This window comes from Nocardia sp. CA-135953 (assembly GCF_050955735.1).
Taxonomy (GTDB): domain Bacteria; phylum Actinomycetota; class Actinomycetes; order Mycobacteriales; family Mycobacteriaceae; genus Nocardia.
Map to the genome: position 1 here is coordinate 6,988,779 of NZ_CP192082.1, position 17,725 is coordinate 7,006,503.

Genomic DNA, 17,725 nt, shown 5'->3' on the forward strand with positions numbered 1-17,725 from the left:
GTGGATGGCTGCGTTCGCATGCGCGGCCGATTTTCGATACGCATTCGAATAGCCTGGGATCGGATATCGCGACATTGACCGAGCGGCTGGGATCTGCGACCGTGGTCGGGCTCGGTGAGTCGACCCGGTTCTCTCGACAGACCTTCGGACTGCGGGAGCGGGTATTCCGGGTGCTCGTCGAGGCATACGGTTTCCGCGCGCTCGCCGTGCAGGACGGTGCACGTTCCGGTGAGCGGCTCGATGCCTACGTACGGAACGGCGCGGGCGATCCCGAATCGGTGCTCGCGGGTGCATGGCGGCCGACCCGTACCGTCGAAATGGCGGCGGCGCTGGTTTGGATTCGCGAATTCAACAATGAGCACCCGAACGATCCTGTGCGGATTTTCGGAGTCGAACCGCCGCGTGCCGAACCGTCGGATTACGACGTGGTCCTGGATTATGTCCGCCAACAGGCACCGGATCGGTTGGCAGCCATCGAATCCCACCTCGCTCCGATCCGCACCGCGCACCAGGTAGATGAACATGTGCAGCGCCATCAGGGAATTCACCCCGGCCGCCCGTTCATCGACGACGCGCGCGATGCCTTGGCCTTATTCGAAAAGCTCTCGGTTACACCAGAATTCGAAAACGCACTGACGCATCTGCGGCTCATAGTCGAATTCCACGAGAAGAGCGTTGCCGGGCAGGGTGGTTTCGCGCGCGACGAGCGACCTGCCGCGGACCGACTAATCGAATGGCAGCGCGATACCGGCGCGAAGATCGCGTATTGGGACGGCATCGCCCACACCGCGGCCCTTCCCCTCGGCGACGGTCCGGCGGAGACCGCCGAATTCCGCGGTACCGGTAGCTATTTGCGCGAACATTTCGGTGCGCGGTACATCTCGGTCGCCATCGGGTTCCATCACGGTGATCTCGGTATGGCGGTGGCACCGGAACCACTGTCGGACCTGGTCGACGCTTCCCTGGGCGACGTGGATCTGCCCGCCTTCTACGTCGACTTGCACAGCGACGCACCGGAATCGGTGCAACAGTGGCTACGCGGTCCGGCGAAGCTGCGCACGATCAGCGGTATCTACGATCCGGCCAAGGACGCCACCGCCCACACGAGCGTGCGATCTCTCCTGAACGCTTTCGACGTGCTCGTCCACATCCGCGAGACCTCGCCAGTGCACTGGTTGCCCCGAGCGACTTCTTAGAACTCGGTCCGCCCGCCCGCGATGATCCCCCGGCGCGCGGACGGGATTGGCGATCGTCGCGGATTCACGATCGTCGCGGATTCACGATCGTCGCGGATTCACGATCGTCGCGGATTCACGATCGTCGCGGGTACGCGATCGTCGCGGGTACGCGGCGGTCGCGAGGTACACGGCGGTCGCGGGTACGCGGCACGCGGCGGTCGCGAGGTACACGGCGGTCGCGGGTACGCGGCACGCGGCGGTCGCGAGGTACACGGCGGTCGCGGGTACGCGGCACGCGGCGGTCGCGAGGTACACGGCGGTCGCGGGTACGCGGCACGCGGCGGTCGCGAGGTACACGGCGGTCGCGGGTACGCGGCACGCGGCGGTCGCGAGGTACACGGCGGTCGCGGGTACGCGGCACGCGGCGGTCGCGAGGTACGCGGCGGTCGCGAGGTACGCGGGGCAAATACACTCGCGCATATGGACGCGACCGATTGGGACACGCGGTATGCGCAGAGTGAACTGGTTTGGGGCGCACCGCCGAACAGCACTGTGGTGGAGCATGTCTACGGACTCGAGCGGATCGCCCCGCTGGTGCCGGACACTCCCGACGGCGAGCCGCCCGGCCTGCCGCGGGCCCTCGATCTCGCCTGCGGTGAAGGGCGCAATGCGCTGTGGCTGGCCACGCACGGCTGGCAGGTGCACGCCGTCGACTTTTCACAGGTGGGCGTCGATAAGGGCCGCACCATCGCGACCCGCCTGTCCCGTTCGGTCCGCAGCCGGATCAGTTGGCAATGCGCCGATGTCACCGATCTGGATGCCGCGGGCATCACCGGCCCGTACGAACTCGTGCTGATGGTCTTCCTGCACTTGCCCGCCGAACAACGCCGCAGGCTGGTCCGCCGCCTCGCCGATCTGCTCGCCCCCGGGGGCACGCTGCTGATCCTCGGCCACGACACCACCAATCTCACCGACGGCTTCGGCGGCCCGCAGGACGCCTCGGTCCTGTTCACCCCCGACGACATCATCGCCGACCTCGGCAACGACCCCGAACGCATCCGAGTCCGCCTCGCCGACCGCCTCTATCGCCCGACCGAGGAACGTGACGCGATAGACGCCCTGGTGATCGCCACCAAACCCCCAGCGGATCCGCCCGCCATCGAACCCGATTCCCCCAGCTAGCCGAGGCCGCCGCATACGCCACGCAGGCCGCCGCACACCACACACGTCCTCACACGCCACACATGTCCTCGCACGCCGCGCACCGCCTCGCACGCCTCACAAGCCACAAACGGCCTCACACGCCACGCAGGTCACTGCGCGCCGGGCAGGCTTGGCCGAAAATCCGATGCCCGGTCGCGCAGGGCGTAAGTGCGGCACACGAGTTGCCCGGGCCGCCATACTTCGGTGGAGGGTCGCTCACAGGCGGCCAGACCCAACCGGAACCGGATCGCACGTCGCACACGTCCTGGCCCGCACGCAGGCCACTGCGCGCCAGGCTGGCTTGGCCGAAGATCCGATGCCCGGTCGCGCAGGCGTACGTGCGGCACACTCAAGTGGCCCGGCACTCTGGCCGCCGGTGAGCGACCCGGTATGACGGCCCGTTGGCCAGACCCAACCTGAACCGGTCTGGGCGCGCGCCCTACTGGTACCAGCGCTGCAACCAGGGGGCGACCGTGTCGGCGATGGTGTCGAATCCCGACCGGAAGGAATGTGGCTGACCAGGGATTACGCGCACCTCGGCGGCATCGGCGGGGTCGGGGATGCCGAATGGGTCGTTCGCGCCGTTGATCACGACGACTTCGATATCGCCCGCCGCCAGCAGTTCTTCGCGACGCGTCTGCTCCGGCTTACCCGGTGGATGCAGCGGGAAGGACAGCGCGAGCACGCCGCGCACGTCGGCGGCGATGGCGGTGCGGCATGCCACCCGGGCCCCATTGCTGCGCCCACCTTGGATCAGCGGGACGTTCTTCACTCGCTTGCGCAGGTCGGCCACGATCTCGAGCCACGCCTCGTCCTGCTTCACCGCGGAACCGGGGGCGCGTCGTCCGGCGACCCGGTACGGCTGCACCACCCGAGCCACCGCGCCGCCCAGCTCGTAGGCGCAGTCGCGCACGGCAAGCAGGTCTTTTGCGTCGACACCGCCGCCGGATCCGTGCGTGAGCAGCAGCAGGAACGCCGCTTTGCGCGGCTTGTCGAGCTCGATCTCCGCAGGCCCGGCGCTCGTCTCGATTCGCACATTTCCACGGTAGTCCCCAGCTATCCGAAGAAGCCCAGTCACCCGCAGCGCGTCGGCAGCAGGGTAATGCACCGGCAAACCCGGCTCGACCGTCTACTACGTGGGCCGTAGACAAACGGCAACGCCTTCGAGTGTTTTCCGTGTCACATTGCCCACTCGGGTCTTTGCGACCCCATTACCGACCGGTAATATGGACATAAGTTACCCGCGAGTAGCATGCGGAGAAACCGGCACGGCTACCCGGTGGACGGACAACGGGCGGGAACGGCAACCAACCGACCGCACCAACTCAACGGAGAGTGAGTAACAGACATGGGCCACTACAAGAGCAACGTCCGCGACCTGGAGTTCAACCTCTTCGAGGTACTCGGCCTCGGTGCCGTCCTCGACAGCGACGCCTACGGCGATCTCGACACCGAGACCGTCAAGGAGATGCTCAACGAGGTGCGTCGCCTGGCCGAGGGTCCGCTGGCCGATTCGTTCGTCGACGGCGACCGCAACCCCCCGACCTTCGATCCCGAGACCCACACGGTCACTCTTCCCGAATCGTTCAAGAAGTCCTACCGCGCGCTCGAAGACGCCGGCTGGGCCAAGGTCGCCGTCCGCGAGGAGTTGGGTGGCCTCGGTGCCCCGAGCGCCGTCTCCTGGGCGCTCGGCGAGATGATCCTCGGCGCCAACCCGCCGGCTCAGATGTACGCCGCCGGTGCGGGTTTCGCGCAGGTGTTCTACAACAACGGCACCGATGAGCAGAAGAAGTGGGCGCAGATCATCGCCGATCGCAACTGGGGCGCCACCATGGTGCTGACCGAGCCGGATGCCGGTTCGGATGTCGGCGCGGGCCGCACCAAGGCGCTCGAGCAGGAGGACGGCTCCTGGCACATCGAGGGCGTCAAGCGCTTCATCACCTCGGGTGACTCCGACGACCTGTTCGAGAACATCATGCACCTGGTGCTGGCCCGCCCCGAGGGCGCAGGCCCCGGCACCAAGGGCCTGTCGCTGTTCTACGTGCCGAAGTGGCACTTCGACTTCGAGACCCAGACCATGGGCGACCGCAACGGTGTCTTCGTCACCAATGTCGAGCACAAGATGGGCATCAAGGTCTCGGCCACCTGCGAGGTCACCTTCGGCGGCCACGGCGTGCCCGCCAAGGGCTGGCTGGTCGGCGAGGTGCACAACGGCATCGCGCAGATGTTCGACGTCATCGAGAACGCGCGCATGATGGTCGGCACCAAGGCCATCGCGACCCTGTCGACCGGTTACCTGAACGCGCTGGACTACGCCAAGCAGCGCGTCCAGGGTGCGGACCTGACCCAGATGACCGACAAGGCCGCCCCGCGCGTCACCATCACCCACCACCCGGACGTGCGCCGCAGCCTGGCCCTGCAGAAGGCCTACGCCGAGGGTCTGCGCGCCATCTACCTCTACACCGCCGCGCACCAGGATGCCGATATCGCCGAGCTGGTCTCCGGTGCCGATAAGGATGTCGCCTTCCGCGTCAACGATCTGCTGCTGCCGATCGTCAAGGGTGTCGGTTCCGAGCGGGCCTACCAGTACCTGACCGAATCGCTGCAGACCTTCGGTGGCTCCGGCTTCCTGCAGGACTACCCGATCGAGCAGTACATTCGCGACGCGAAGATCGACTCGCTCTACGAGGGCACCACCGCGATCCAGGCGCAGGACTTCTTCTTCCGCAAGATCGCCCGTGACCGTGGCGTCGCGCTGGCCCACGTGGCCGGCCAGGTGCAGAAGTTCATCGAGTCCGAGGCGGGCAACGGCCGGCTGAAGGCCGAGCGCAAGCTGCTCGCCACCGCGCTCGAGGATGTGCAGGCCATGGTCGCCACCCTGACCGGGCACCTGATGGGCGCCCAGGAGCAGCCGTCCGAGCTGTACAAGGTCGGTCTGGGTTCGGTGCGCTTCCTGCTCTCGGTCGGCGACCTGCTCATCGGCTGGCAGCTGCTGCGTCAGGCCGACATCGCCATCAAGGCGCTCGACAATGGCGCGACCGGCGCCGACGAGGCGTTCTACCAGGGCAAGGTCGGCGTCGCGCAGTTCTTCGCACGCAATGTGCTGCCGGAGCTGACCGCGACCCGCGCCATCCTGTCGAATCTCGACAACGACATCATGGAGCTGGACGAAGCGGCGTTCTGATCCAACAGATTTCGCACACAGCGGCCCCGAAGTCTCTGGGGCCGCTGTTGTTATTTGCTGCGGTGCACCATCTCTCGGGCGGGCTCGGCGAGTTCGATCGCCGGTTGTTCCGGATCTTCCGCCAGCACAACGGTATTGCCGCCCAGCCGTTTCGCCTGATACATCGCGTTGTCGGCACACCGCAGCAGCCATCGCGGCCGTCCGGCGTCCGTGCCGCCGTCGCATACCGCGACACCGACACTGGCCGTGACGGTGACGGATATGCCGGGCGTCTCCGCCACGGCCGAGCGCAATCGCTCGCCCAGACTCAGCGCTGCCGCACGATCCAACTGATCGACCACCGCGAACTCCTCCCCGCCGGTGCGGGCGACCACGGCATCGGGATCGGCCGCGGCGCGCAATCGCGCGGCCGTCGAGACCAGCACCTCGTCACCGATGGTATGACCGAAAGTGTCGTTGACCGCCTTGAAGTGGTCGAGGTCGAGGGTGATCACGCACAGTTGGCGCTGGTATCGCGTACGGTGCACGTAATAGTCGAGCCCGCGGCGATTCAGCAGCATGGTGAGCGGATCCGAGAGCACATCGATGCGCAGCACCCAATAGCAGAACTGCAACGCGGGCAACACCACGACGATGGCCGCGACCATGATCAAGACCATCGCACCGGCCAGCGCGAGATCATTGCCCTGCGCATCGGTCACCAGCAACACGGCCAGCGCACCCACCGTGAGCAGCGACCATCCAGCGTGCGCGGCGAGCGCCTTCGGGCTGTGGAAGAACGTGATGTACGCGCCGGTGACCACGAGCAGCATCGCACTCAATGCGCCGTACACCCGATCGCTGTCCACCAGACACGATGCCGTGATCGCGACATCCGCCCAGGTCAACATGGTCAGTGAAGTGATGGCGCGGGGCCACGGGAACAGCCACCAGCGAACCGTCCACACCGCTGCCGTCGCACCGGCCGCCGCGAAGATGGTCCGGTTCACCGTGCCGCTCGGACCGGCAGGCGACATCCAGATCAGCATGTTGATCACGAGCATGATCGCACCACCCGCGCCGATGATCGCCTTGATCAGGCGCAGCCCGGAATGGGATTCGAGTGTCCGCACGAACCAGCGATAGTGCGCCGGATCGCGCCACCAACTGCGAAGTATCGCGCGACTGTCACCCATGGACCCACCGCCTAGCGTTCACGAAATCCTGCTGGATGTACCGAACAGCTTTGCCATTTCGAGCGACCATTAAGCAGCGGTGACAGGCCAGCCCCTGTCGAAGCCCCCATCTCCTGGTGATCTTCAGTGTAGCGATGATCACATGTCGCTCTCCACCATGAGGAGCCGGACATAGATCACGAAACGGGGCACAATGACCGGGCAGACCGCGCAAGAAGGGATCGTCCGGATGAACCGATCGCTGTCCGCACTCAGCAGAGCCGGTGTGCTCGCCGCCGCAATATCGGTCGCGCTGGCCGGACCGGCCGCCGCGGATTCGAACTTCCTGCTTCCCATCCCCGGCATCAACCCCATTCCCGGCATCAACGGACAGCCACGCGGCCTGCCTCGCCTACCCGGACTGACCCAGGCGGTCTTCCAGATGACCGGTATGGACAGCCCCAATCGCACCCAGAACGTCAATGTGCTCGGCACCGACCTCGGCGTCATGTGGGACGACGGCAACGGCCGGATGATCACCGCCTTCGGTGACAGCGCGGGCCTCGGCTTCCCGAACCTGCTCGTAGGCAGCGTCTTCGCTTGGAGCAGCCAGGTACTTTTCCACAGCTCGACCACGGATCCGTCGCAGGGGATTTCCTTCGAAGGCGCAGTGACCAATCCGCTGCCGAGCCCCAAGATTCCGGGCATCGAGATCAGTCTCATTCCGACAGCGGGCATTTCGGTCGGCGGGGTGCAGTACATGAGCCTGATGTCGGTGCGCGAATGGGGTGAGCACGGCAAATGGTCGACCAACTTCTCCACCCTCGCCGTCTCCGGTGACGGCGGGCAGACCTGGACCCCGCTGACCACGACCCGGCGCGCGAATGTGGACGGGCATCAGAACTTTCAGCAGAACGCCTTCCTGAAAGATGACGGTTACGTCTACCGCTACGGCACTCCGGCAGGGCGGCTGAACCCCGGATTCGTTTCGCGGGCAGTGGAATCCGATATCGCCGATCTCGATCGCTACGAGTACTGGGACGGCAAGGAGTGGAAGCCCGAGGCCAAGGACGCCGCACCGATCGTCGGTGATGTCAGCGAGCTGTCGGTTATGTGGAACGAGCATCTCGGCAAATTCATCATGCTCACCACGGATTCCAAGAATTCGGTGGTGTTGCGCACCGCATCGGCGCCGGAGGGGCCGTGGAGCGAGTCGGAGGTCCTCGTCGACGGCACCGCGCTGCCGAGCGCCTACGCGCCGATGATCTTTCCGTATCAGACCGGCAGTGACCTGTACTTCTTGCTGTCGGTATGGAACCAGTACAACGTCCTGCTGATGCGAACCCCGTTGTAGGAGCCGACTACTCGCATTTCACGACAGGTACCGGGTCGTACTTCACAGTCCGCGTCGTGCGCGAGATCTGCCGACCGGTTTTGCGGTCGGTGATGACTCGCGTATCGGAAATGGTGAACCCCGGTGCGCCTTCGGTGGCGATGCAGTCCTTGCCTTTGGGGAGTTTGATCTCGGTGGGCTCGGTGGGTTTGGTCTTCTCGCCGGTGATGGATTCGACATCGACCGTCTTGGTGCCCCAGAGGCGGACCGTGACCTCGGAGTCGGTGGTCGATGTCTCGATATAGACACCGGATTGGCTGTTATTGCGGAACTCGAGGTCGATGGCGCCGTCGAAGACGGTGGCCTCGCGCGCCGCCGGGTAGCGGGAAATGTAGTAGCTGTGCTCAGTGTGACCGGCATCTTCCATGCCCGCGAAATAGGCGGCGTTGTAGAGGGTCGTCGCGAATTGGCTGATGCCGCCGCCGACGGCGGTGCTCGGGCGACCGTGGTCGATGATGCCGGATTCGACGTACCCCTCGGCGGTGCCGCGGGGACCGGTGAAGTCGTTGAGCGAGAACGTTTCTCCCGGCTTGACGATGGCGCCGTTCACCTTCTTGGCGACCACGCGGATATTCACGCCGGACGGCCCGCTGAAGCCGCTCGTGGTGAATTGGCCCATCACCTCGGTGACGCCGAGTCCGTTGGCGGCCTCGGTGGTGAGCTTGGGATCAACCTTCTCGTAAACGGCCTGCGCGGTGCGCTCCTGCGGGGCGACGACGAGATTCGGCAACTGCTCGAATGTCTTCGCCCAATTGATCTTGTCGCCGACCACGGCCGGAACCACCGTCGCGGCCGACCCGGTCACGGCGAAGGTCGCATCCTTGGCCTCGACCTCGGACGGCGCGAGTTGCGGCCCCAGCACCCCGAGCGCGACGTCCTGTTTGAAGGACGGGGCGAGGCCGCCCTGACCATCGGGGGCGAAGGACAGTATGGAGGCGATCTGCTCCGGCTCCAGCTTGCCCGTCGCATTGTTCTTGCCCGCGAACACAATCGGCGCACTCACCGCCGGTTCGGCAATGGTGTGCAGAGCCTGGTCGACCGCTTCCGCGCGCACGGCGATCGGTGCGGCGGTCTCCGGGAGATCCAGCAGCGCACCGAGATACCAGTTTTCGATGAGCGCGGTGCGCGCGGTCGGAACATCGAGGATGCGGCCGGGTACCGGCGGCACGGCGACCGGGCGCGCGCCGTCGAAGGCGATGGTGCCTTCGACCGTCGCACGGTCGTGCACGCGCAGGGCGGTGAGCTGAGCATCGAGTGCTTTGTCGTCGACCGTGCTCGCGACCGGCACCGTGTGCGTGACGAACAGCGAAGTCAGTCTGGTGATCGGATTGAGCGGCTGGCCGCCGATGCTGGCCCAGGTGGCGTCCCAATCCACCCCGAGGCCAGCAGTTTTGGGTGTGAGCCTGGTCTGCATGTCGCCGATCTGCAGCGGCAGTTCCTGGTCGGCGCGCGGATCCACCGCGGTGCGCAACCGAGCATCCGCGGCCGCGGTATCCGCACCTCCGATATCGATACCGGCCACCACGACGCCGCGCGGTACGTGCCCCGACGAAAGTACGAGGTCCGCAACGTAAGCCAGACCGCAAACCGCTATCAGTGCGCCCACGCCGATGCCGATGCGTTTCACGATGGACGATCTCAGCCCGCTCGGTCTGGACGGCTGTTCGGGTGCGCGACCCCGCTGCCCGCCGGTGGGCGCGTTTGCCTTGGATCGCCGAGTTGCCCGCAGCGGCTCGGTCGCCATGGCATCCCCACCCCACTCCGGTGACCGATGTCCCGACGGAGTCGGCTGCTGAGCGGCCGACTGGGGCGGCGCCGTCGTCTCGGACGACCTCGGTTGCTGCTGCGCCGATCGAGGCCTGGGCGGCTGCGGCGTCTGATCCGCGCCCGGTGCCTGCTGGGCAACCGTGCGCGGCGGCGGTGGCTGCTGCGGTGTGGTGGATCGAGCCGAGTCGAGGAGCTGTCGTAGACCGACCTGGCCGCCTTGGTGTCGGCCCTGCCGCCCGGTACTCGATTCGCTCGTCACGAACCGTCCTCCCCGCTGCTCGATTCAAGGAGCCCGCACGGTGCGAGCCCCGCCAACGATAGTGGTCTCCACCGACATCGTCAGCGCAGCGCGGTCCATCAGCAAATCACGTGCAACGGACCACGCCACACATGGAAGGGCCCCGCGTAGTTGCCGGGTCGGGGGTCTGGCAACTACGCGGAGCCAATCCGTTTATCTGGTCCGCCGCACCGCGCGTTACACATGCGCGGGACAATCGAGCTGAACTTCCTACCACCGGGGCTCCACACGCGACGAGGGAGATGGCTGGAATGCAGCTGGGAATGATCGGCCTGGGCCGGATGGGCGGCAATATAGTGCGCCGGATCGTCAAGGACGGGCACACCGCCGTCGGCTACGAACGCAGACCCAAGATGATCGACACGCTCGTCGCGGAGCTGGGCAGCGATGGTTTCCAGGGTTCCACCGATCTGAAGGACTTCATATCCCGGCTGCAGACCCCGCGCGTGGTCTGGGTGATGATTCCGGCCGCGGTGACCGGTCAGGTGATCGACCAGGTCGCCGCGCTGCTCGTGCCCGGCGACATCGTCATCGACGGCGGCAACAGCCGCTACCACGACGACATCGCGCGCGCCGCGGCGCTGAAGCCAAAGGGCATCCACTATGTGGACATCGGCACCTCCGGCGGCGTCTTCGGACTGGACCGGGGCTTCTGTCTGATGATCGGCGGCGAAGCCGAGCCGGTGGCGCATCTGGATCCGCTGCTGAAGTCCATCGCTCCGGGGGTCGAGGCGGCCGAACGGACGCCGGGCCGCACGGGCGAGCCGTCACCCGCCGAGCAGGGCTATCTGCACTGCGGACCGGCCGGAGCAGGCCATTTCGTGAAGATGGTGCACAACGGCATCGAGTACGGTGCCATGGCCGCCTACGCCGAGGGCCTGAACATCCTGCACAAGGCAAATATCGGCGCGACCCCCGATGCCGTGGCATCCGCCGAGGAGGCCCCGCTCGAACATCCCGAGTGGTACCGATACGACATCGACGTGCCCGAGGTGACCGAGGTGTGGCGGCGCGGTTCGGTGGTCGCCTCGTGGTTGCTCGACCTCACCGCGAGCGAGCTCTACGTCGATCCGACCCTGGAATCCTTCGACGGCCGGGTATCGGACTCCGGCGAGGGCCGCTGGACCCTCGACGCCGCGATCGATACCGGCGTCCCCGCGCCGGTGCTCGCGGCGGCGCTGTTCGCGCGATTCTCCTCGCGCGGCGAGGCGCTCTACGCGGACAAGATGCTCTCGGCCATGCGCAAGGCCTTCGGCGGTCACATCGAGCTGCCGCCGAAGTAGGACTATCCAGACCCAGCGTCTCGGACAAGGTTGTCCACGGCAGACGCCGCGTAATATCGCACTGACGCCGACTCGTTCGCCTACCTCGAATTTTCTTGCGCTGCCGGTACTGCCCAGGTCGCGATCGAGACCGGCATGAGCGAATGGCTGTGGCGCACCGGACTTTCCGCTCGCGGAAGTTCGGTGCACTGACGCCGCGGGCGGGAAGTCGATACGGTGGAGTTATGGAGTTCGCTACGTCTTCCTTCTCCGAGAACCTGCGCCGATACGCACCGGAACTCCTGCCCGGCAGCGATTTCGGCAATGCCACGGTGCACGGACAGGACATCGCGCCGCACGGCACCACGATCGTGGCCCTCGCCTACCGCGGCGGCGTGCTGCTCGCCGGCGACCGGCGCGGCACCATGGGAAATCTGCTGGCCAGCCGGGATATGGAGAAGGTGTTCATCACCGACACCTACTCGGCGGCGGGTTTCGCGGGCACGGTCGGCATGGCCATCGAGATGATCCGGTTGTTCGCGGTCGAGCTCGAACACTACGAGAAGATCGAGGGTGTCGAGCTGACCTTCGAGGGTAAGGCGAACAAGCTGTCGAAGATGGTGCGCGACAATCTGCCTGCCGCACTACAGGATATGGCGGTGGTCCCGGTGCTGATCGGCTACGACCTGAGCGCCACCGACCCGGAGAAGGTCGGGCGGATCTTCTCCTACGATGTCGTCGGCGGTCGCAGCGAGGAGCGCTTCGGTTATACGGCGGTCGGTTCCGGTTCGCTGTTCGCGAAGTCCTCGCTGAAGAAGACCTACAGCCGCGGCATCGATGAGGATCTGGCGCTGCGGATCACCGTCGAATCGCTCTTCGATGCCGCCGAGGACGACACCGCCACCGGCGGTCCGGATCTCACCCGTGGCATCTATCCGACCGTTGTCGTCATCAATGCCGAAGGCGCAGTGGAAGTTCCGGAGAATCGGATCGCGGAGATCTCGCGTGAACTCCTTACCGACCGCACCGCGACGGCACGCGAATGAAAGCCAGCAGGATGGGCCACTAGTCGTTGCGGACCTCCCAGAACCGGCAATTCGACATTGCCGCTGGTGCGGCGAAGTGGTCGAACAGGTCGAGGCCGCTGGCGCCGAGGTGTGGGGTGCGTCGATGATCGTTTCGCTCAGCGCTCCAGGATCGCGACGACGCCCTGTCCGCCCGCGGCACAGATGGAGATCAGCGCGCGGCCGGATCCCCTCTCCGCAAGCATCTTCGCGGTGGAGGCGACGATGCGGCCGCCGGTCGCGGCGAACGGGTGACCAGCGGCGAGCGAGGAACCGTTGACGTTCAGCTTGCTGCGATCGATCGAACCGAGCGCGCCGTCCAGGCCCAGGCGTTCCTTGCAGTACTGATCGGACTCCCACGCCTGCAGGGTGGCCAGCACCACCGAGGCGAAGGCCTCGTGGATCTCGTAGTAGTCGAAGTCCTGCAGGGTCAGGCCATTTCGGGCCAGCAGGCGGGGCACCGCGTAGGTCGGCGCCATCAGCAGGCCGTCGGGGCCGTGGATGTAATCGACCGCGGCGACCTCGGAATCGACCAGATGCGCCAGCACCGGCAGGTTGCGCTCGGTGGCCCATTCGTCGCTGGACAGCAGCACCGCGGAGGCGCCGTCGGTGAGCGGGGTGGAGTTACCGGCGGTCATGGTGGCATCGCCGAGTTTGTTGCCGAACACCGGCTTCAGGGTGGCCAACTTCTCGACGGTCGAACCAGGACGCAGATTGTCGTCGCGGGTCAGGCCGAGGAACGGGGTGATCAGATCGTCGAAGAAGCCGCGGTCGTAGGCGGCGGCCATATTCTTGTGCGACAGGTAGGCCAGTTCGTCCTGGGCCTCGCGCGCGATACCGAATTCCTTGGCGGTGATGGCGGCGTGTTCACCCATGGACAGACCGGTGCGCGGTTCGGCATTGCGCGGGATCTCGATGCCGAGCATGGCGGGACGCAGCTGACCGACCAGCTTGAGGCGGTCCTTATTGTTCTTGGCGCGGTTGGCGTCGAGCATCCACTCACGCATGGACTCGCTGACCCCGATCGGGGCATCGGAGGTGGTGTCGGTGCCACCGCCGACACCGGCATCGATGCGACCGGCGGCGATCGCGTCACCGACGGTGACGATCGCCTGCAGGCCGGTGCCGCAGGCCAATTGGAGGTCGTGAGCCGGGGTGTAGGGGCTGAGCTTGCTGCCGAGCACGCTCTCGCGGACCATGCCGTGCTCGCCGACCCGCTTGAGCACCGCGCCGCCGACGACCATGCCGAGGCGTTCGCCCTGCAGACCGAACCGGCTCACCAGACCGTCCAGCGCGGCGGTGAACATGTCCTGGTTGGAGGCGTGGGCGTAGGCCTTATCGGAGCGGGCGAACGGAATCCGGTTGCCGCCCACGATCGCAACCGGGCGTGGGCCCTTCTTTGCCGTGCTCTTCGCTGAACGGGCTTTGGTTGTCACTCGAGTCTCCAAGGTCTCGTCGGGTGCCCGGTGGGCCGTTCGACACGGACGTGTCCGTGCAGATCGGCGCCCCGTCGCGGTTGGTTTACTTTAAACTTACTCTGGAGTAAGTTTGTTGTCGACACCGTACCCCGCAAGTCTGCGTAAATTCGCGCCGGGGCATGTAGACCATTCGGCAACGCAGCCACCGGCGCGCCGAAACCACGACACACGAGAAAAGGGAGAAACAGTGGCAGCCAGCAAAAGCAAGGGTGCTCCCAACCTCTACGGATCGTTCGTACACTCGGCTCCCGGCCAATTCCTGGCGAGCAAGTTGGGCCTGCCGCAGCCGCAGAACCTGCGCCGCTACCAGGCCGGTGAGCCGCCGCTGCCCGGTCCGGTGCTGCTCGGCGGCAAGGGCCGCGTTGCCGAACCGGTGCGTACGCTGCTCTCGGACTACACCTTCGCCGACGCGCCCGCCTCGGGGCAGAAGTACGGCGCGCTGGTCTTCGACGCGACCGGCATCGGCACGGTCGAGGATCTCTCGCAGCTGTTCGAATTCTTCCAGCCCGCCATGCGCAGCGTGGCGGCGTCCGGGCGCATCGTCGTCATCGGCACCACCCCCGAACTGACCGCGGGCGTGGACGAGCAGATCGCCCAGCGCGCGCTGGAGGGCTTCACCCGCAGCGTCGCCAAGGAGCTGCTGCGCGGTGCCACCGCCCAGCTGGTCTACCTGCACCCGGAGGCATCCGCCACCGCGTCCGGCCTGGAATCCACACTGCGCTTCCTGCTTTCGGCCAAGTCGGCCTTCGTCGACGGGCAGGTCATCCGGGTCGGCTCGGCCGATTCGGTGGCCCCGGCCGCCTGGGACAAGCCGCTCGACGGCAAGGTCGCCGTGGTCACCGGCGCCGCGCGCGGCATCGGCGCGACTATCGCCGAGATATTCGCCCGTGACGGCGCGACCGTGATCGTCGCCGATATCCCGGCCGCCGGTGAGGCACTCTCGGCCACCGCCAACAAAGTCGGCGGCACCGCTCTCGCACTCGATGTCACCGCACCCGATGCCGCCGAGAAGCTGGCCGAATTCACCACCGAACGCTTCGGCGGCATCGATATCATCGTGCACAACGCCGGCATCACCCGCGACAAGCTGCTCGCCAATATGGACGAGGGCCGCTGGAAGTCGGTCATCAACGTGAATCTCGCCGCACCGCACCGCATTACCGAGGGTCTGGTGGCGCGTGGCGCGCTGAAGGAGGGTGGTCGGGTGATCGACGTGTCTTCCATCGCGGGCATCGCCGGTAACCGCGGTCAGACCAACTACGGCGCGTCCAAGGCCGGTGTCATCGGCATGGTCAACGCCGAGGCGCCGAAGCTGGCCGAGAAGGGCATCACCATCAACGCCGTCGCGCCCGGTTTCATCGAAACCGCCATGACCGCGGCCATTCCGCTGGCCACCCGTGAGGCCGGTCGGCTGATGAGCTCACTGCTGCAGGGCGGACAGACCATCGACGTCGCCGAGACCATCGCCTACTTCGCCAGCCCGGCGTCGAATGCGGTGAGCGGCAATGTGGTTCGGGTCTGCGGGCAGAGCCTGATCGGAGCATGATGACCGAGACGATCACGCTCACCGAACCTCCCAAGAACAGCAGCCTTTTCGTCAAGGCCGCGCTCGGTGCGGTGCCGGTGCCGCTGGTCTCGGGGCGCAAAGCGACGCTGCCCGACCGCGTCGTCCGGCTGGAGGGCCTGCGCGTGGATCCGGATCACCTGGCCGCGTACTGCCGGGCGACCGGACTGCGGTTCGGCGACTCGCTGCCGCTGACCTACCCGTTCATCCTGAGTTTCCCGCTGGCGATGCAACTGGTTGTGGCACGGGACTTTCCGTTCGTCGCGGTGGGTGCGGTGCACTCGCAGAATCTGATCGAGCGCAGTCGTGAGATCTCGGTGAGCGAACCACTGGACTTCACTACGCACATCGAGAATCTGCGCGAGCACCCGAAGGGGCTGCTGGTGGATGCGATCACCGAGGTGAATGTCGGCCGGGAACCGGTCTGGCGTCAGGTCACCACCTTCCTGCACCAGCAGCGCACCTCGCTTTCGGGCGAACCGAAGGGTGAGCCGAAGCCGGAAGAGGTTCCGCCGCCGCCGATGCGCACCGTTCGGGTGGATCAGAAGACGATCACCCGCTACGCGGCCGCCTCCGGAGACCACAACCCGATCCACACTTCGGCATTGGGCGCCAAAGCATTCGGCTTCCCGAAGGCGATCGCCCATGGCATGTGGTCGGCCGCGAGCATCCTCTCGAATGTCGAGGGGCGGATTCCCGAAAAGGCCGGCTACGCGGTCAAATTCGGAAAGCCGATCCTGCTGCCGTCCACGGTGAATGTGTACGCCGATCAGGTCGAGGGCGGTTGGGACCTGGCAATGCTGCACCCGAAGAAGGGGTATCCGCATCTGACGGCCACGCTGCGCTGACCCGACAGCGAAGCCGCACTCCTGGAGTGCGGCTTCGCTGTTTCTGGGCCGAGTTTCAGCAGTCGCAGCCGCAACCGTCGCAGCAGCAGCCGTCACCGTCACAGCAGCTGCCGCAGCAGTTACAGCCGCAATCGCCGCAGTCACAGCAATCGCCGCAGTCGCAGTCCTTGATCCAGGCGTCCTTGCGCGTGCCATCGCACGGGTTGGTGTGGTCGGCGCAGCAGGCGTAGCCGGTGCAGTAGACGCCGAGGACCAGTGCCAGCGCCTCGCCGATGCCGGGGCGACGCGGCGGCTTCTCGAATCCGGTTCCCGGCGGCAGCGGGTACTGCATCGTCGCGGTGTGCCGAGATGTGCTGCAGGCGTGGGCGGTTGTGCCCACGCCGCGGCCGACCCTGCGTACCAAAGCGTGCAGCGGGTCGAGCAGCATCCAGCGGATGGTCGGGACCTGGTCCAGTTTCGCCTTCGCGACGGCCTTGCGCAGGTGCGAATCCGATTGCCGCAGTAAGTCGTATGCCTCGGGCATGGTGGTCCCGGTGGCGGCGAGCGGATTGAAGCGGCCGCGGGTCCGGTCGTCGTCGAAGTCCGCGACGGCATCGGCGAGATGGGCTATCCGTCCGAAATTCCTGCCCGCCGAACGCAAAGCGGCGACGTTATCGGGGCGATCGGCCAGCACCGCGGTGTGCGCGAAGAATTCCGCTGCGCAGATCTGCGTCGGTGCGGTCAACTCGTCGAGAGAGATTGTGCGAGACGCATTTTCCGACGTGCCCGCGGTGGGTCGGGCACCCGCCGCGGCGAGAGCTTCCAGATGCGACTGCGAATTGATCGCGGCGACAAGCGGTTCCACATCGAGGCCGATCAGGGATGCCTGCGATCGCGCGCGGTCGGCCCAGCGACTCGATACCTTCGTCATCGGACGCCGGGAGAGGACCGAACCGTCACCATCGTCGACGTGATCGCGAATCTTGGCCGATCCCAGCAACAGTGACGCGGTGGCAGCCAGCAGTACGCCCGGCGAATCCGCACTGGCCACTTCGGCGCGACGCATCCCCCGCAGCGCGCACGGCCCCGCCGTGGTCCGCTCGGTCGGGCCGGACATCTGTGCCTCGGTCAGCACGCTCAGGACGATCGCATCGGTATTGGTCGCCGCCCGCGCCAACTGCCCGTGCCCATCCCGCAGCCCCAAACACAGCCCACACATATGTGCACGCCACGTGCTCGCATCGATCCCGTACTTCTCGGCCCCATGCGAACACGGCCGCAACATCCCGAACAATTCCGCCCCGTTCCCCGACCACAGCGCCGGTCCACTCTCTTGATCTCCCGCACTCTGGC

General features: G+C 66.3%; 13 protein-coding genes. 8 read left to right on the forward strand and 5 right to left on the reverse strand.

Going from position 1 to position 17,725, the window contains the following annotated elements; translation table 11 throughout:
• The first annotated feature begins 74 nt into the window (after nt 1–74).
• Both ACQPXH_RS31750 and ACQPXH_RS31755 read left to right on the forward strand, forming a co-directional pair.
• Nucleotides 75–1,196, forward strand: a complete 1,122-nt coding sequence (locus ACQPXH_RS31750) for an erythromycin esterase family protein (RefSeq protein WP_433600089.1) — start codon at nt 75–77, stop codon at nt 1,194–1,196.
• A 462-nt stretch (nt 1,197–1,658) separates the two neighbouring features.
• Nucleotides 1,659–2,360: a class I SAM-dependent methyltransferase gene (locus ACQPXH_RS31755; protein WP_433603647.1), complete on the forward strand. Its 702-nt coding sequence runs from the start codon at nt 1,659–1,661 to the stop codon at nt 2,358–2,360.
• A gap of 460 nt (nt 2,361–2,820) precedes the next feature.
• Here the strand turns inward: ACQPXH_RS31755 and ACQPXH_RS31760 are convergent, their stop codons facing one another.
• Nucleotides 2,821–3,417 carry an alpha/beta hydrolase family protein gene (locus ACQPXH_RS31760; protein WP_433600090.1) on the reverse strand — a complete coding sequence of 199 codons (597 nt, stop codon included), beginning with the start codon at nt 3,415–3,417 and terminating at the stop codon, nt 2,821–2,823.
• A 312-nt stretch (nt 3,418–3,729) separates the two neighbouring features.
• Here ACQPXH_RS31760 and ACQPXH_RS31765 point away from each other — a divergent pair, with 312 nt between their 5' ends.
• Entirely contained in the window at nt 3,730–5,565 is a 1,836-nt protein-coding gene (locus ACQPXH_RS31765; RefSeq protein WP_433600091.1) for an acyl-CoA dehydrogenase, read from the forward strand.
• A gap of 50 nt (nt 5,566–5,615) precedes the next feature.
• Here the strand turns inward: ACQPXH_RS31765 and ACQPXH_RS31770 are convergent, their stop codons facing one another.
• Complete coding sequence (locus tag ACQPXH_RS31770; RefSeq protein ID WP_433600092.1) at nt 5,616–6,740, reverse strand: GGDEF domain-containing protein; 1,125 nt, start codon at nt 6,738–6,740, stop codon at nt 5,616–5,618.
• 229 nt (nt 6,741–6,969) lie between these two features.
• On the opposite strand from ACQPXH_RS31770, the gene ACQPXH_RS31775 reads away from it, so the two are divergent.
• On the forward strand, nt 6,970–8,073 hold the full coding sequence (locus ACQPXH_RS31775) for a DUF4185 domain-containing protein (RefSeq protein WP_433603648.1): 1,104 nt from the start codon (nt 6,970–6,972) through the stop codon (nt 8,071–8,073).
• Nucleotides 8,074–8,080: 7 nt separating this feature from the next.
• Here ACQPXH_RS31775 and ACQPXH_RS31780 read toward each other — a convergent pair whose 3' ends face one another.
• A complete protein-coding gene (locus tag ACQPXH_RS31780; RefSeq protein WP_433600093.1) occupies nt 8,081–9,739 on the reverse strand; it encodes a VanW family protein in 1,659 nt (552 codons plus the stop codon).
• 689 nt (nt 9,740–10,428) lie between these two features.
• Between ACQPXH_RS31780 and gnd the strand changes: the two genes are divergently transcribed.
• A complete protein-coding gene (gnd, locus tag ACQPXH_RS31785) occupies nt 10,429–11,460 on the forward strand; it encodes a phosphogluconate dehydrogenase (NAD(+)-dependent, decarboxylating) (RefSeq protein WP_433600094.1) in 1,032 nt (343 codons plus the stop codon).
• Nucleotides 11,461–11,684: 224 nt separating this feature from the next.
• Entirely contained in the window at nt 11,685–12,485 is an 801-nt protein-coding gene (prcB, locus tag ACQPXH_RS31790) for a proteasome subunit beta (protein WP_433600095.1), read from the forward strand.
• 137 nt (nt 12,486–12,622) lie between these two features.
• On the opposite strand, the gene ACQPXH_RS31795 is transcribed toward prcB, so the two are convergent.
• Nucleotides 12,623–13,939: an acetyl-CoA C-acetyltransferase gene (locus ACQPXH_RS31795; protein WP_387286651.1), complete on the reverse strand. Its 1,317-nt coding sequence runs from the start codon at nt 13,937–13,939 to the stop codon at nt 12,623–12,625.
• A gap of 229 nt (nt 13,940–14,168) precedes the next feature.
• On the opposite strand from ACQPXH_RS31795, the gene ACQPXH_RS31800 reads away from it, so the two are divergent.
• Together ACQPXH_RS31800 and ACQPXH_RS31805 are read left to right on the forward strand one after the other, a co-directional pair.
• Nucleotides 14,169–15,527: a 3-oxoacyl-ACP reductase gene (locus tag ACQPXH_RS31800; RefSeq protein WP_433600096.1), complete on the forward strand. Its 1,359-nt coding sequence runs from the start codon at nt 14,169–14,171 to the stop codon at nt 15,525–15,527.
• Nucleotides 15,527–16,393: a MaoC/PaaZ C-terminal domain-containing protein gene (locus ACQPXH_RS31805; RefSeq protein WP_433603649.1), complete on the forward strand. Its 867-nt coding sequence runs from the start codon at nt 15,527–15,529 to the stop codon at nt 16,391–16,393. The genes ACQPXH_RS31800 and ACQPXH_RS31805 overlap by 1 nt, the downstream gene beginning before the upstream one ends.
• Before the next feature lie 55 nt (nt 16,394–16,448).
• On the opposite strand, the gene ACQPXH_RS31810 is transcribed toward ACQPXH_RS31805, so the two are convergent.
• A complete protein-coding gene (locus tag ACQPXH_RS31810; protein WP_433603650.1) occupies nt 16,449–17,657 on the reverse strand; it encodes a DUF5685 family protein in 1,209 nt (402 codons plus the stop codon).
• Nucleotides 17,658–17,725: the final 68 nt, after the last annotated feature.

Excerpts from the sequence above, each read along its gene's own strand:
- ACQPXH_RS31765 (WP_433600091.1), top strand. The coding sequence starts at position 3,730 with ATGGGCCACTACAAGAGCAACGTCCGCGACCTGGAGTTCAACCTCTTC.
- ACQPXH_RS31755 (WP_433603647.1), top strand. The coding sequence starts at position 1,659 with ATGGACGCGACCGATTGGGACACGCGGTATGCGCAGAGTGAACTGGTT.
- ACQPXH_RS31775 (WP_433603648.1), top strand. The coding sequence starts at position 6,970 with ATGAACCGATCGCTGTCCGCACTCAGCAGAGCCGGTGTGCTCGCCGCC.
- ACQPXH_RS31805 (WP_433603649.1), top strand. The coding sequence starts at position 15,527 with ATGACCGAGACGATCACGCTCACCGAACCTCCCAAGAACAGCAGCCTT.
- prcB (WP_433600095.1), top strand. The coding sequence starts at position 11,685 with ATGGAGTTCGCTACGTCTTCCTTCTCCGAGAACCTGCGCCGATACGCA.
- ACQPXH_RS31770 (WP_433600092.1), bottom strand. The coding sequence starts at position 6,740 with ATGGGTGACAGTCGCGCGATACTTCGCAGTTGGTGGCGCGATCCGGCG.
- gnd (WP_433600094.1), top strand. The coding sequence starts at position 10,429 with ATGCAGCTGGGAATGATCGGCCTGGGCCGGATGGGCGGCAATATAGTG.
- ACQPXH_RS31810 (WP_433603650.1), bottom strand. The coding sequence starts at position 17,657 with ATGTTGCGGCCGTGTTCGCATGGGGCCGAGAAGTACGGGATCGATGCG.